This is a genomic window from Chromobacterium violaceum ATCC 12472 (genome assembly GCF_000007705.1).
Lineage (GTDB): Bacteria > Pseudomonadota > Gammaproteobacteria > Burkholderiales > Chromobacteriaceae > Chromobacterium > Chromobacterium violaceum.
The window spans coordinates 821,539-834,886 of record NC_005085.1 but is presented as its reverse complement, the minus strand read 5'-3'; the positions used below and the strand labels follow the sequence as shown (position 1 = coordinate 834,886).

General features: G+C 61.6%; 11 protein-coding genes. 5 read left to right on the top strand and 6 right to left on the bottom strand.

What is annotated here, in order from left to right:
• The first annotated feature begins 54 nt into the window (after positions 1 to 54).
• Entirely contained in the window at positions 55 to 651 is a 597-nt protein-coding gene (wrbA, locus tag CV_RS03965; protein WP_011134364.1) for an NAD(P)H:quinone oxidoreductase, read from the top strand.
• A gap of 190 nt (positions 652 to 841) precedes the next feature.
• The gene (locus CV_RS03960) at positions 842 to 1,834 is read left to right on the top strand and encodes an NADP-dependent oxidoreductase (RefSeq protein ID WP_011134363.1); all 993 of its coding nucleotides are present in this window, start codon (positions 842 to 844) and stop codon (positions 1,832 to 1,834) included.
• Between the two features lie 75 nt (positions 1,835 to 1,909).
• Here the strand turns inward: CV_RS03960 and CV_RS03955 are convergent, their stop codons facing one another.
• Genes CV_RS03955 through hemA form a run of 5 tightly spaced genes read right to left on the bottom strand, consistent with a single transcriptional unit; the run spans position 1,910 to position 8,012 of the window.
• Positions 1,910 to 3,805, bottom strand: coding sequence for a phenylacetate--CoA ligase family protein (locus CV_RS03955; protein WP_043595459.1), 1,896 nt, complete (start codon positions 3,803 to 3,805; stop codon positions 1,910 to 1,912).
• Positions 3,802 to 4,980 (bottom strand): ATP-grasp domain-containing protein, encoded by a 1,179-nt coding sequence (locus tag CV_RS03950; RefSeq protein ID WP_011134361.1) that lies wholly within the window; start codon positions 4,978 to 4,980, stop codon positions 3,802 to 3,804. The genes CV_RS03955 and CV_RS03950 overlap by 4 nt, the downstream gene beginning before the upstream one ends.
• Positions 4,977 to 5,936, bottom strand: a complete 960-nt coding sequence (locus CV_RS03945; RefSeq protein ID WP_011134360.1) for a 3-oxoacyl-ACP synthase III family protein — start codon at positions 5,934 to 5,936, stop codon at positions 4,977 to 4,979. Before CV_RS03945 ends, CV_RS03950 begins: the two co-directional genes overlap by 4 nt.
• Positions 5,936 to 6,778, bottom strand: a complete 843-nt coding sequence (locus tag CV_RS03940; RefSeq protein ID WP_011134359.1) for a TauD/TfdA dioxygenase family protein — start codon at positions 6,776 to 6,778, stop codon at positions 5,936 to 5,938. Before CV_RS03940 ends, CV_RS03945 begins: the two co-directional genes overlap by 1 nt.
• A gap of 22 nt (positions 6,779 to 6,800) precedes the next feature.
• Positions 6,801 to 8,012 carry a 5-aminolevulinate synthase gene (hemA, locus tag CV_RS03935; RefSeq protein ID WP_011134358.1) on the bottom strand — a complete coding sequence of 404 codons (1,212 nt, stop codon included), beginning with the start codon at positions 8,010 to 8,012 and terminating at the stop codon, positions 6,801 to 6,803.
• Positions 8,013 to 8,195: 183 nt separating this feature from the next.
• Here hemA and CV_RS03930 point away from each other — a divergent pair, with 183 nt between their 5' ends.
• On the top strand, positions 8,196 to 9,416 hold the full coding sequence (locus CV_RS03930; RefSeq protein WP_043597329.1) for an MFS transporter: 1,221 nt from the start codon (positions 8,196 to 8,198) through the stop codon (positions 9,414 to 9,416).
• 190 nt (positions 9,417 to 9,606) lie between these two features.
• Entirely contained in the window at positions 9,607 to 11,205 is a 1,599-nt protein-coding gene (locus CV_RS03925; protein ID WP_011134355.1) for a peptide ABC transporter substrate-binding protein, read from the top strand.
• A gap of 51 nt (positions 11,206 to 11,256) precedes the next feature.
• Here the strand turns inward: CV_RS03925 and CV_RS03920 are convergent, their stop codons facing one another.
• A complete protein-coding gene (locus CV_RS03920) occupies positions 11,257 to 12,030 on the bottom strand; it encodes an AraC family transcriptional regulator (RefSeq protein WP_011134354.1) in 774 nt (257 codons plus the stop codon).
• Between the two features lie 96 nt (positions 12,031 to 12,126).
• On the opposite strand from CV_RS03920, the gene CV_RS03915 reads away from it, so the two are divergent.
• The gene (locus CV_RS03915) at positions 12,127 to 13,326 is read left to right on the top strand and encodes an MFS transporter (RefSeq protein ID WP_011134353.1); all 1,200 of its coding nucleotides are present in this window, start codon (positions 12,127 to 12,129) and stop codon (positions 13,324 to 13,326) included.
• The last annotated feature ends 22 nt before the right edge of the window (positions 13,327 to 13,348 follow it).

The following is a 13,348-nucleotide window of genomic DNA, read 5'->3' as shown; positions in this document are numbered from 1 at the left end:
AGACGGGCCGCTTTGCCCTATCATGCGGCGATCGAACGCAATATAGAGGTCATCATGCTAGACATCCTGGTGCTGTATTACAGCCAGCACGGCGCCACCCGCGAACTGGCCCGCCTGATCGCCCGCGGCGTGGACGGCGTGCCCGGCTGCCAGGCGCGGCTGCGCACCGTGCCCAAGGTCTCCGCCGTATGCGAGGCGGTCGAGCCGGCCATCCCCGACGGCGGCGCGCCCTACGTCGAGCGGCAGGATCTGGTCGACTGCGCCGGCCTGGCGCTGGGCAGCCCCACCCGCTTCGGCAATATGGCGTCGGCGATGAAATACTTCCTGGACGGCACCAGCGGCGAATGGATGCAGGGCGCGCTGGCCGGCAAGCCGGCCTGCGTGTTCACCAGCACCTCCTCGCTGCACGGCGGCCAAGAGGCCACGCTGCTGACCATGATGGTGCCGCTGCTGCACCACGGCATGGTGATCGCCGGCCTGCCCTATTCCGAAGCCGCGCTGCTGGCCACCCAGACCGGCGGCACGCCGTACGGCGTCAGCCATCTGGCCGGACCGCAGAGCGACCGGCCGATCAGCGAGCACGAGAAGGCCCTGGCGGTGGCGCAGGGGAAGCGGCTGGCGGAGTTGGCGGTGAAGCTGGCGCAAAAATGATGTGATGGCGCCGCATCCGGGATCCGCGCAGCTTGCGGAAAGTCTTGGCGACAACACACCAAACCGGGCGGGCCGCCTGCCGAGCGCATTCGACCCGCGCGCTCGCGGCAGGGAAACCATCGCAGACAGATCGAGAGTCAGTCACTTTTATGATAATGTGATATTTCCTTGAAATTTGAAAGCTGACCGCATGAAGAGTTTGGAAATCCATCTGATCCGCCGCCCGACTGGCATGCCCAGCGCCGATCTATTCGCGCTCGAAGAAGTGGCGCTCCCCAAGCTGCAAACCGGCCAGGCGCTTATTGAAAACCTGTACTTATCCGTCGACCCCTATATGCGGGAATGCATGGATTTGGAAGAGGAATGGCCATTGCACACGCCGCTGGAAGGCCGCAGCATAGGCCGCGTCATCGATGCCGGCAGCAGCGGTTTGAATGTGGGGGAGCTGGTTTTCCATCGCGAAGGTTGGCGTAGCCATGCGGCGGTGGCGGCGGAGGAGCTGCGGGTACTGAAAGAATACCCCGGCGTCTCCGCCAGCGCCTTCCTGAGCATCATGGGGGGCACCGGACTGACCGCCTATGTGGCGCTTAGCCGCATCGCCAAGCTGCAGGCCGGCGAAGATATCTTCGTCTCGGCGGCCGCTGGCGGCGTCGGAAGCGCGATCGCGCAGTTGGCCAGGCTGATGGGGGCCGGCCGCCTGATCGGCAGCACCGGCTCTGCCGCCAAGGCCCGCTACCTGACGGAAACGCTGGACTATGATTTTGCCATTGACTACCACAGCCAAGACCTGTCCCAGGCCCTGGGCGAGGCCGCTCCGGAAGGATTCGACATCTATATCGATAATGTCGGCGGCAAGCACCAGGAGGCGGCGATCCGGCATATCCGCGATCATGGCCGCATCGCCTGGGTAGGCGCGGTGGGCCAATATAACCATGCGGAGTCGCCCGAACTGGCGCGCAATCTCTACGACATCGTGGGGAAAAGCCTGCGGCTGGAGGGTTTTTTGGTGCGCAACTACCGCCACCTGCAAGACGAATTGGAGGCTTTTGTCGTTCCCCATCTGCAGTCGGGCCGGCTGCAGCCGCAACAGACCGTTAGAGAAGGGCTGGAGAATATGGCGCAAGCCTTCGTCGACATGCTGGCCGGGGCCAATCTGGGCAAGATGCTGATCAAGCTCGCCTAATGCGAAGCGCCGCGCCTCGCTTCCGGTTTTGGAGCGCGGCGCGGCGCTAGCCTTGGCGCCATGCGGCGCCCGTTTTCACACCCGGGTGTCGATCACCGGCTTCACCTTGCCGCTGACACTGTTGCGGGGCAGCTCGCCCTCGCCCAGCGACTCGACAGACACCTGCAGCGGGGCATCAATATCGGCGTCGCCGCGCAAGGTCTCAAACCGTTCCAACAGATGTAGACGCATGGCTTCGGCATCGGCGCGCTGAGGCGACTCGGTCCGCAAAATCAGCGATTCGCTGTGCGCGACGCTCGCAATCTCGACTTGCAATAGAGAAACGCCAAATGGCTGCAGTGACTCGAGCAGCTCGCTGTAGAGCACAGTATTGGTCTGGATTTTGATCAAGCCATCACTGCGACCGATATAGTCCAGCACTCGCCCTGAGGCGCCGCAAGAACAATCTTGATGCAAGATGCGGCCGTAATCGCCGATGCGGTAACGGATCAGCGGACCTTCCTGTTTTTGCAGGCTGGTGATCAAAATATGGCCCGGCTGGCCGTCCGGCAATGGATGGCCATCGTCATCGACGATCTCCAGCAGATTGTAATCGTCGCACAAGTGATGCAGGCTGCCTTGCAAGTGGCCGCACTGGTAACCGATCTGCGCCCCGTCATTGGCAGCCAAAACGCTGGTGATGGTTCGCGCGCCCAATTCCTCGCGCAGCCATTGCTTGTCGGCCTCCGCCATGGGCGTGCCGCCATATAGGACTTTTTCCAGCCGCAACTGCGGCCGCTGCGCCTTGGCCTCGCGCAGCAAGGGCAGGATCAGGGCGGGAATGCCGATGATGGCATTGGCCTGGAAGCAATCGGTCAACATCAGCAAAGTGTCCAGCGTAATCGCCTGCCCTGTGCTGTAGGTTTCCAGCGGCATGCGGGAAAACTCGCAGACGGTCGTGGTCAATCCCCCATACATGGCTCCGCCATACAGGGTATTGATCAGCTTGTCGCCGCGCCGCAGTCCCAAGGAATAGAACAAAGGAACCGCCTCGCGGATCATATTGCTCCAGTCCGTCTGCGAATAGACGATGTAACGCGGCTGGCTGGACGTGGCGCCGCTGCGCAGCACCTCGCCGCTGGGCGCGTCCCCGCTGCACAGATTCCGGCTGAATGGCAGCGACTGGGCCTCAAGCGCCGCCTTGTCCAAAATGGGCAGATCCGACAGAGACTGCAGGCCGCGGATGTCCGGCAGCGCGCGGTAGTGCGGCGTGCGCTTGGCTTGCTGCACCAGATAGCGCAATTTAGCGTCCAGCCGCGCGCGCGCGCCCGCCTCACCTTGCTCGGCACGGGCTTGAGCCAAAGTCACGCCGGGATGGTGCCGGCGGCGATAAAGCTGGTTCAGCCAGCCATCATGTCTATCCAGTTGCCAGACGCGGGGCAACCATGCGGCAGGCGCGCCTGGCATCCTGGCCGCCAAGCCCGGCGCGGCGCCGCTCGCCGGCACGGCGATATCGCGCCAAGCATCGACCTCCATCCCGCTCTGGGCCGCGAGATCAGGCACAGACACTGCCACGGCAGATGGCGGCGCCTCTGCCGTTCCGGACTGGATGCCAGGCAAAGGCCAGCCCCCCGCGTTCAGCAAGGCGGCCAGTCCCTGCCAAAAGTCCGGCCGTTGGCTGCGGATATGAACCTCATTGCCCCAAGCCAGCGCCCAGATCAAACCGCGCAGCGTGCTGGCGGCACACTCATCCACCAGCGCCACGCTCCCGACCGGCAGCCATTCCGAGACATCGTCGCTGTGCGGATGCGGCTGGAAAGGATACTGGGCGATCCCATCCAGCATGGCGTCCAGCGCCTCATGGAAGGCGGCGCTATCGAGCATCGGCCCCAGGTGCTGCAAATGGTGCTGGGCCAGCAGCCCTTCCCAATCCGGACGCAGGCGGTCGAGCGAAGCCAGGGCAAGCAACAGATCGCTTGGGAAATACGTCATATCGGCCTCCTGTTTATTTGGATACGTCGCATGCAATCGTTGAAAAAAACCGCCAAGGCCTGCGGGCTTTCATCCGAAGCTTCGATGAAAACCGGCACCTGCCACTCGTGATACGTGATGTGCTGGCTGAGCGCCTGCCCGGCCGGCAGCGTATGCAAACGGTCCACGCGGGGATCGCTGGCCAAGTCTTCCGGCAAGCGCAGGTCGGCTTCGCCTTCCCCCAGATGATGGCCGGGGAAAACCAGCCAACCGTGGAAACGCCCGCTGCCTGGCTGCGGCCGCGGCCTGGGCAACCCTAGGCGGATGGCGATTTCGTGGCTGGGCAAATGGATGCCGCCATGGCGCCAATGCGCGTCGACCACGCCGGCGCCCCCCATCCGGTTTGCCACTTCCAGGAACACCAGCCGCTTATCGGCGGTTTCAAAAAACTCCAGGTGCAAGCAACCGTCACGTATGCCCAGGGCCTGCACCACGTCCACAGCGAAGGCGAAATGACGCGGATCAGTGGGCAATTGGTAGGAACCGAGCGGGTTGCCCTCGGCGAAATCGACGGGCTTGTTCAGATAGCGGCTGACGGTCAGATCGACCAGCTGGCCGGCTTGCACCAAGCCATCGGCATGATGGATGCTGCCTTCAATGTATTCTTCCAGCTGCCAGTCCTCGCCATCCTGCAGCTCAGCAAACGCGGCCCAGGCCTGGTCCATTGCCGGGTAGATCCTGACGCCCTCGCTGGAGGCGCCTTTCCGGGGCTTGAGCACGGTTTGGCCCTGCCAGTCTGGCGCGCTCAGCCCCTGGGCGGGGAAAAAACGCGGGAAATCGATGCCCGAGCCATGCAGCGCCGCCTTCATTGCCACCTTGTCGCGCACGCGCTGCAACATCGCCAGGTCATCGCCCGGCACGCCCAGATGCTGTCGGACCCGGTAGGCCTGCAGAATGCCGAACTCCGACAAAGACAACACCGCCTGGTAACCATCCTGCGGCGAAGTCTGCCGGATCACGCCGTCGGCCAAATCCTCGCCGTCATTCAATAACAGGCGTTGCGCCCGCAATGAGGCGGGAAGATCCGCCATCCGTGCCGGATAGCCGATATAGGTGATGTCATGCTGCTGATGATCCAGCCCCAAGTGGTACTGCATCTTGGGATAAGGCACTTGGTGAATGATCAGGATCTTCATGCTTGGTACTCCACGGCGGTAATGCCCCAGCTAAAGCCCATCGCGCTGCTGGCCAGCAGAATCAGATCTCCGGCCTGCAGCTGCTGCTCGCGCTCGAGTTGTTCCAGCGCGATCAAGGTATCGGCGCTCCCCATATGCCCCAGCCGGTGATAATTGAAAACCGTGCGCTCCTCGCTCAAGTCCAGCCGCGCCAGCAAGCTTCGATGCATGTCCTCGTCGCCATGATTGATGAGCAGATAGCGCACCTCGGCCAGCGATCTTCCCAGCGCGTCCAGCGTGCGCTGGACCAAGAGCGCGAAATTATCCAGGTAAGCCTGCGCCAAGCCGCGGCGGTGCGGCTGCCGCTCGACTCGAACCTTGCCATCCCGCCAGGCGCCGGCATAGTAATCCACCCAGCCGGGGTCGGTGCGCATGGCACTATGCAGCAAGCGGTAGCGCTCTCCTCCTCGCTTCACCAGCACCGCCGCTGCCGCATCGCCGAAGTTGAACAGAGAAAGCGAATCCGCGCTGTCGCGATCCACCAGACGGCTGAGCTGATCGGCGGTGACCACCAGCACCAGATCGGCGCGGCCGCTATCTAGCTTGTCGCAGGCGAGATTGATGGCCGTCCAGGCGGCATTGCAAAAGTTGGTGACTTCGAAACAATGGGCGCCATGGATGCCAATGGCCTGAGCGATCTTGGCCGACGGCGACCAAAACGGCCGATCCCAACAGCCGGTGCCGGCATAGATGACATGACTGATCTGATCGGGAGCAATGCCCTCCCGCCGCAACAGGTCGCGGGCCGCCGACGCGGCCAACTCCCAGCTTTGCTCTCCTTCCCCCAAGGCCGGAAACCCATCGCAGCGAGTGATGTTCAGCACCTCGTCCAGCGGCGCGCCGCTGGACTGGTGCAGCTGGCGCGCCTCAACCCGGCCCAGCGGATAACAAATGGACGGTGTCGCGATGCCTGGCATTAGACGGGTGCCTCAATGCTTGCCCTATGCACCGTGCGGCTGAGTCCGGGCTCGACTGCCGTGGCGGCATGCAAAGCGGTGCGGGTTTTCCAAATCAGCAGATCGCCCGGCTGCCAGCGGTGGACATACACATGGGCGGGGTCCTGCGTCAGTCGGTCGATCAGATCGAGGAACTCGTCGCTGCTGGCCCGATCCAGCCCGAGCACCTCGTCGACATACTCCTTGGAGGCATAGAGATAGGGCTGGCCGGAGTCCTGATCGATCTGCACCAGGGGATGCAACACAGTCGGGTGCTCCTGGGCGATCACCTCATTAAGTTCGGCAATCGACAGGCCGACATGCTCGGCGCGAATGCGAAAACGCTTGCTGACGGTATGACGAGCCTGCAAGCCAGCTATGCGTCGCTTCCACTCTTCGGGAAGGCGGCGATACAGATCGATCGCACTGGCAAACAGCGTGTCGCCGCTGCGCGGCGGGATGTTGATGCCGTACAACATGGTGTAAGCCGCTGGATCTTGAGTAAAAGACGAGTCCTGGTGCCAGAAATTGCCGACCCGAGCCACCCCCAGCGGCTTGCCATCCTTCACCTCGTTGGACGATATCATCAACTCTGGATGATCCGGATGATGGTAACGGCTCATCACAAAGGGAATGGGATGGCCGAACTTCCGCGCCAGCAACAATTGTTGCTCCGGCGTCAGCTGCAAACCGCGGATCACCAGCAATTGATGCTGGCGTAAAGCGTGGTCCAATTCAGGAAACAAAGCATCACTCAGGATGTCATTGAAGGTTACGCCGGTCAGCTCGGTTCCGATGGTCGGGAAAAGCGGATTGAAACGCATGGTGCAAGTTCTCCGGAAGAAATCAGGCAAGGCAATGCTTCAGCGCCGCGACAAACCGCTGAATCTCTTCATGACTGCGTCGAGGACCCACGGTCAGGCGGAAGCGTTCGCCTCCGCGCGGCACGGAAGGGTAGTTGATCGGCTGCACATAGATATCGAACTCTTCCAGCAGGCGACGAGCGACGGTTTTGATGCGCTCCGCCCCCGCCACTGGCACCAGCACCAGGTGGCTTTGAGCCGGCAGATAAGGGATCCCCGCCGCATCCAGCTGCGCGCGGAAGAAAATGACGTTGCTGTGCAGATCCTGCACCAATTGCCGGTCTTCGCGCACTCTCTCGAAACTGCATAGCGTCGCGTCCAACAGCGCTTGCGGCAGCGCGGTGGTGAAGATGAAGCCAGGCGCGCTGGAGCGGACAAAATCCACCACCGAGGCCGGACCGGCGATATAGCCGCCCAAGGTGCCCATGGCTTTGCCGAATACGCCTTGAATGAATGTGGCCCTGGTTTCCTCTATCTCTTCGCAGAGGCCGGCGCCGCTTCCGCCATACAGGCCGATGGCATGGGTTTCGTCCAGGAAGGTCCAGGCTTGGTAACGATCCGCCAGATCCAGAATGACCTGGATTGGCGCGATATCACCATCCATCGAATAGATGGACTCGAAAACGATCAGCTTGGGTTGAGACAGCGGCACGCTGGCCAGCTGCTTTTCCAGCGTTTCTACATCGTTGTGCGGAAAGATGAATTTCTGGCACGGATGGCGGCGTATGCCTTCTATCAGTGAACGGTGATTCAGGCTGTCAGAAAATATCGCCATGTCGGGCACGGCTGCGATCAAGGTGCTCAAAAACTCGAAATTGGCGGTATAGCCGCCATTGAAAACCAGCGCCTGCTCCTTGCCATGCCATTGCGCCAACTGGCGCTCCAGCTCGACATGGGAGATGCTGGTGCCGGCTATATTGCGAGAGCCGCCCGTGCCCGAACCATGCAAGGCCGCGGATTCGCGCAAGCGCTCGATCACCTGCGGATCCTGGCTCAGCCCGAGATAGTCATTGCTGCACCAAACCTCAACCTGGCGTTGCCGATAGCGCGTCGTGCCAGGATGGCTCGCATCGTGCTCGCAGGGCATGAAACTGCGATACAGGCCTTCCGACTTAAGTTGCGTCAGTCGATCTTCAAAAAGGACACGCAGCTCCCGGTCCAAGTTCAGCTCAATCGTAGCGTTGTCAGTGCTCATCTACAGACTCCCGTCATATGGATTTTTGGATTGCCGATCATGCGCTTCCTGATTGACGGCGCCACAATAATGACAAATGCAAGTACCGTCAAATATAAAATTCGTATTAGATAATTATGTTGACGGACCATCTGCGTGTAGCTACACTCCCGCACAATGCCAATAGCATCAAATATACAAATTATGTCCATCTTCAAAAACAGAGTAGCAAAGAACCTGCTCTTGGCGATTCTATGCTCCAGCATTGGCGTCGGCGTGCACATTCTTGCAATGGGACAATTGCTATTCGAACTAACTGGCAGCATTACCGCCATGGCAACAATTTTGAGTTTCCAGGGCTTGGGAGCCATCTGTGTTTTGCCCTTTGCCGGCCCGCTGGTCGATCATCTCGATGCGAAAAAGGTTTATCTGGCATGTGATCTCTCCCGCGCCGCGACCATGGCCATCATCATTCTGCTAGCCGCCTCCAGAATAGATGGCATGGTCCTGCTGATTACCGTGGCCGCGATCTTTCTCGCATTGATAGACAACGTCCATCGCAGCGCCTTATTCAAATTTACGGGATTGAATATTCCTGACGAACTACAGGGCGAATTGAATGCAAAGATAGGGGTAATGTTTCAAATCGGCGTATTGAGCGGCATGGCATTGCTAGGCATCATCCTGTATCGCTCCAGCCCAATTTACGCGCTGATTTTCGATGTATTGGGCTCACTGATTTCAGCGTGGATCATGGCCCGGCAACCCTCGGTTTCTGCAGCCCCGCGGGACAATGCAGCGCAAACGGGCTGGCGCCCTGGCGCGCTGTTGCAACAAGTGCTGCATGGCTGGCTGCATCTGCTGAGACAAGCGGCCAAACAGAGCACCGTGCTGGTCATGCTGGCGCTTTGCTCGGCGGATTTTATTTTGTCCTACAGCCTCAACGTATTGGTTGTGCCCTTGGTGGCTAAATATTACGCCGGCGCGAGCTGGCCGATTTCCGCCATGGAAGGAACGATGGCGATCGGCATGATCGCGGCCTCATTCTTCACTCGGCGCACCCTGGCGCAAAAAATGCTTCCCATCTGGCTGTTTCTGCAGGCTGGCTCGACTTTGCTGCTATCGCTGGCAACGGCGCCGCTATGGCACTTCGCCGCTTTTTTCATCATTGGTTTCGCCAGCTTGAATAGCATCACTTGGCTTTTAACCGCCCTGCAGCGGCAAGCCTCGGAAAGCGACAAAGGCAAAATGGCTTCCTTGCGTTTGCTTTCAATTGGACTGGGGACCGCGCTCTCCATGCCCTTGGTCAGCAATATGTCGCGCATTTCCTTCTCCTTCGCCTTGCAAGGCTGCGCGCTGATCATGATGTGTTTTTTCATGCTATCGCTATGGGTTGCCTACCGATTCCAGCCCATCCACGCCTGACCATCCTAAGAGATCTTCCTGCCAGCGGTGCTGGCGGGAAAAATGCATCCCCCCTAATCAAGCCCAGACAGATCTCATCAGCTTGCGCGATAACACCCATCCACTTTTCTGGACCGCGCAGCTTCCATTCCAATCGTGAGAAAGCATTGAAACTTTCCCTAACAATTTTCGCCTGGCAGGAGTCCCTTTTATGAAGGCCTCAGCATCCCTGTTGTTTCTTATTACGCTCATCGCCATGCCGGCACCGGCCGCCGTCATTCCAGCCGGCGCTGACTTGGCGGAACGGCAAGAACTGATCCGCAGCAACGGATCGGAGCCTGCGACGCTGGATCCGCAACTGGCGGAAGCGCTGCCCGACAATATGATCACCCACGACCTATTCGAAGGCCTGACCGCTATGGACAATGCCGGCCGCCTGCAAGCCGGTCTGGCCGTATCATGGGAACGGAAAAATCCTGACACCTGGATATTCCATCTACGGCCGGATGCGCGCTGGAGCGATGGCGTCCCCATTCGAGCTGCGGACGTCGTCTATAGCATCCAGCGACTGCTGGATCCGGCTTTGCATTCCCCTTACGCGAACGGCTTTGGCGGCGTGCTGAAGAATGGCATGGCCGTAACGGCAGGGAAAATGCCGCTGGCTGAGGTCGGCGTGCGAGCAGTCGATGACTATACGGTGGAGCTGATGACTGCTTACCCGGTGGCGTTCTTGCCAGAATTGCTGGCCAATGCGCAATGGGGGCCGGTGCCCAGGCATGCGATCCAGCGCTGGGGAAAAGACTGGGTGAACCCGGGGAAATTGGTTTCCAGCGGCGCCTTCCGGCTGGTCGCGTGGACAGCGGGGCAAAGTATCGTCCTAGAAAAAAACAGGCAGTACTGGGATGCCGACTCGGTGGTATTGCAGCGAGTCAACTATTTGCCGGTAGAGGATTTGGGCCAGGATGTCTCGCTTTATTTCTCCGGCAAAACCGATTTCGTTTTCCAACTCCCCCCCGGCCAATTCGACAAGCTGAGACTCTCTCACCCCGCCGAGGTCAAAAACAGCCCGTTGCTGAGCTTGCGCTACTTCAGCCTCAACCTGCGCGATCCTCTGCTGCGCGATGTGCGGGTGCGTAAGGCCTTGTCCATGGTGGTGGATCGCGACAAACTGGCGGAATCCATCACGGCGGATGGGCAAAGCCCGGCATATAGCGTGATTCTGCAAGGCTTGAGAGGCGCGGCGCCCTCGTCCTATGAATGGCAATCATGGTCCATGGCCCACAGGGTGGCAGCCGCCCGGCAGCTGCTGAAGGAGGCGGGCGTGGCGCCGCATCGCCAATTGCGGCTGATTTACAATACCAGCGACTACCAGAAAACCTTGAGCGAGTACTTGGCCAGCGAATGGAAAAGCAAGCTGGGCCTCGATTCCCAGCTGGAATCGACCGACTATCCCAAGCTGATGCAAAAGCGGCATCAGGGACAATTCCAGATCGCTCGCAACGGTTGGACGGCAGACTACAACGACGCGATTTCCATGCTCGGCATCGTCCGCTGCGGCGACGCCGAGAATGTTTCCGGCGGTTGCAACCAGACCGCGGAAGACTTGATCGAGCGCGCCAACCTGTCCCCCGACCCAGAACAGAGAAGCGCGCTGTTGACAGAAGCCAATCGCCTCATCATGCAGGACTACACCATCATTCCCTTGCTGCAATACTCCGACTCCAGGCTGGTCAAGCCCTATGTCGGCGGCTATGGCCAAAATCCGCTGGGACGCTATCGCAGCAAAGACATCTACATCATCCGCCATTGACTGCATGCGGGCTTCGGCCGCTGACGATACCCCGGCCGCCCCAAACGCGGTTTACGAGGCGGCGAAGAAGCTGCTCGGCGGCGCGCCCAGTTCGCGCTTGAACATGGTGGCGAAGGCGCTGGGGCTGGCGTAACCCAGGTCCAGCGCCACTTTCAGCACGCTGTCGCCGCAGGCCAGCCGCTGCAGCGCCTGCATCAGCCTCGCCTGCCGCCGCCACTGGCCGAAGCTGAGGCCGGTTTCGCGGCGGAAGCGGCGCTGCAGCGTGCGCGGGTCCAGCGCCAGCTCGCGCGCCCATTCGGCCGCGCCGCGCGCGTCGTCCGGGCGCGCCAGCCACACGTCGCACAGCTGGCGCAGCGCGGCGGACGACGGTTGCGGCAGCGACAGCGGCAGCACCGGCGCGCGGCCGATTTCCGCCAGCAGCAGATCCATCACCTTCTCGTCGCGCGAGCCAGGCGCGCAGGCGCGCCCCACCGCCACCGCGGCGACGATCAGCTCGCGCAGCAGCGGCGACACCTCCAGCACGCAGCAATCGGCGGGCAGCCCTTCCAGCCGGTCGCCGCGCACGTAGATGCTGCGCATCCGCACCTTGCTGACCATGCTTACCTGATGCCAGGTGCCGATCGGCAGCCAGATGGCGCGCGTCGGCGGCACCACCCACTGGCCGCGCTCGGTGCCGACCAGCATCAGGCCCTCCACCGCGTACAAGAGCTGGGCGGTGGGATGGCGGTGGCGTTCGGTTTCCTTCCCGGCCGGGTAGTCGCGCGGTTTGCCCACCACCGGCTCCAGGCCCAGGTCGAACTCGTCTCGGGGTTCCAGGCTGTCCACTCTGCCTCTTTCGATAAGATGATTGCCTCATTTTCGCAGGACTGGCGGAAACGTGCTTGCTAGCATGGTCCTACCACCCAGAATGAGTATCGCACGATGACTACCAGCAGTCCCACACTCGCCGCCGCGCAGGACACCCGCTTCCGCGTGCTCGGCGCGATCAGTTTTTCCCATTTTCTCAACGACATGCTGCAGTCGCTGCTGGTGGCGCTGTACCCGCTGCTGAAGGGCAACTACCACCTCAGCTTCGCCGAGATCGGCCTGATGACCTTCACCTACCAGTGCACCGCGTCGCTGCTGCAGCCGCTGGTGGGCATCTATACCGACAAGCGGCCTCAGCCCTATTCGCTGGTATTCGGCATGGGTTCGACGCTGATCGGCCTGCTGCTGCTGTCCGGCGCCACCAGCTTCCCGCTGCTGCTGCTGGCCGCCGCGCTGGTGGGCACCGGTTCGTCCATTTTCCACCCGGAATCGTCGCGCGTGGCGCGGATGGCGTCGGGCGGCCGCCCCGGCCTCGCCCAGTCGATCTTCCAGGTCGGCGGCAACGCCGGCAGCGCCACCGGTCCCTTGCTGGCGGCGCTGATCGTGATCCCGCTGGGCCAGCGCAGCGTGGCCTGGTTCGGTCTGGCCGCGCTGCTGGCGATGTACGTGCTGTTCCGCGTCGGCCAGTGGTACGCGCACCAGCAGCGCCAGGCGAAGAAAGCCAGCGCGGCCGTCCCGCCCGACCTGTCCTCGGCCCGGGTCAGGCTGACGCTGCTGCTGTTGCTGCTGCTGGTGTTCTCCAAGCACTTTTACCTCGCCAGCATCACCAGCTACTACACCTTCTACCTGATCCACCACTTCCAGGTGGGCGTGCAGTCGGCGCAGCTGTACCTGTTCCTGTTCCTGTTCGCGGTGGCCGCCGGCACCGTGCTGGGCGGCCCGATCGGCGACGCCATCGGCCGCAAGCGGGTGATAGGCTTCTCCATCTTGGGCGTGGCGCCGCTGGCGCTGGCGCTGCCGCACGCCAACCTGTTCTGGACCGCGGCGCTGTCGTTGCCCATCGGCTTCATCCTGGCCTCGGCTTTCCCAGCCATCCTGATCTATGCGCAGGAGCTGCTGCCGGGCAAGGTGGGCATGGTGTCCGGCATGTTCTTCGGCTTCGCCTTCGGCATCGGCGGCATCGGCGCCGCGGTGCTGGGCGAACTGGCGGACCTCAGGGGCATCGAATTCGTCTACCAGTTGTGCGCCTTCCTGCCGCTGCTGGGCATCGCGGCGGTGGCGCTGCCGGATCTGCATCGCAAGGCCAGGGTTTGACACCGTCCGGCGGCGCGCCGGA

What these genes read in the sequence shown, in the direction of transcription:
- CV_RS03930 (WP_043597329.1), top strand. Translation starts at nt 8,196, where the DNA reads ATGTCCATCTTCAAAAACAGAGTAGCAAAGAACCTGCTCTTGGCGATT.
- CV_RS03945 (WP_011134360.1), bottom strand. Translation starts at nt 5,936, where the DNA reads ATGCCAGGCATCGCGACACCGTCCATTTGTTATCCGCTGGGCCGGGTT.
- CV_RS03940 (WP_011134359.1), bottom strand. Translation starts at nt 6,778, where the DNA reads ATGCGTTTCAATCCGCTTTTCCCGACCATCGGAACCGAGCTGACCGGC.
- CV_RS03960 (WP_011134363.1), top strand. Translation starts at nt 842, where the DNA reads ATGAAGAGTTTGGAAATCCATCTGATCCGCCGCCCGACTGGCATGCCC.
- CV_RS03955 (WP_043595459.1), bottom strand. Translation starts at nt 3,805, where the DNA reads ATGACGTATTTCCCAAGCGATCTGTTGCTTGCCCTGGCTTCGCTCGAC.
- CV_RS03925 (WP_011134355.1), top strand. Translation starts at nt 9,607, where the DNA reads ATGAAGGCCTCAGCATCCCTGTTGTTTCTTATTACGCTCATCGCCATG.
- CV_RS03950 (WP_011134361.1), bottom strand. Translation starts at nt 4,980, where the DNA reads ATGAAGATCCTGATCATTCACCAAGTGCCTTATCCCAAGATGCAGTAC.
- wrbA (WP_011134364.1), top strand. Translation starts at nt 55, where the DNA reads ATGCTAGACATCCTGGTGCTGTATTACAGCCAGCACGGCGCCACCCGC.
- CV_RS03915 (WP_011134353.1), top strand. Translation starts at nt 12,127, where the DNA reads ATGACTACCAGCAGTCCCACACTCGCCGCCGCGCAGGACACCCGCTTC.
- hemA (WP_011134358.1), bottom strand. Translation starts at nt 8,012, where the DNA reads ATGAGCACTGACAACGCTACGATTGAGCTGAACTTGGACCGGGAGCTG.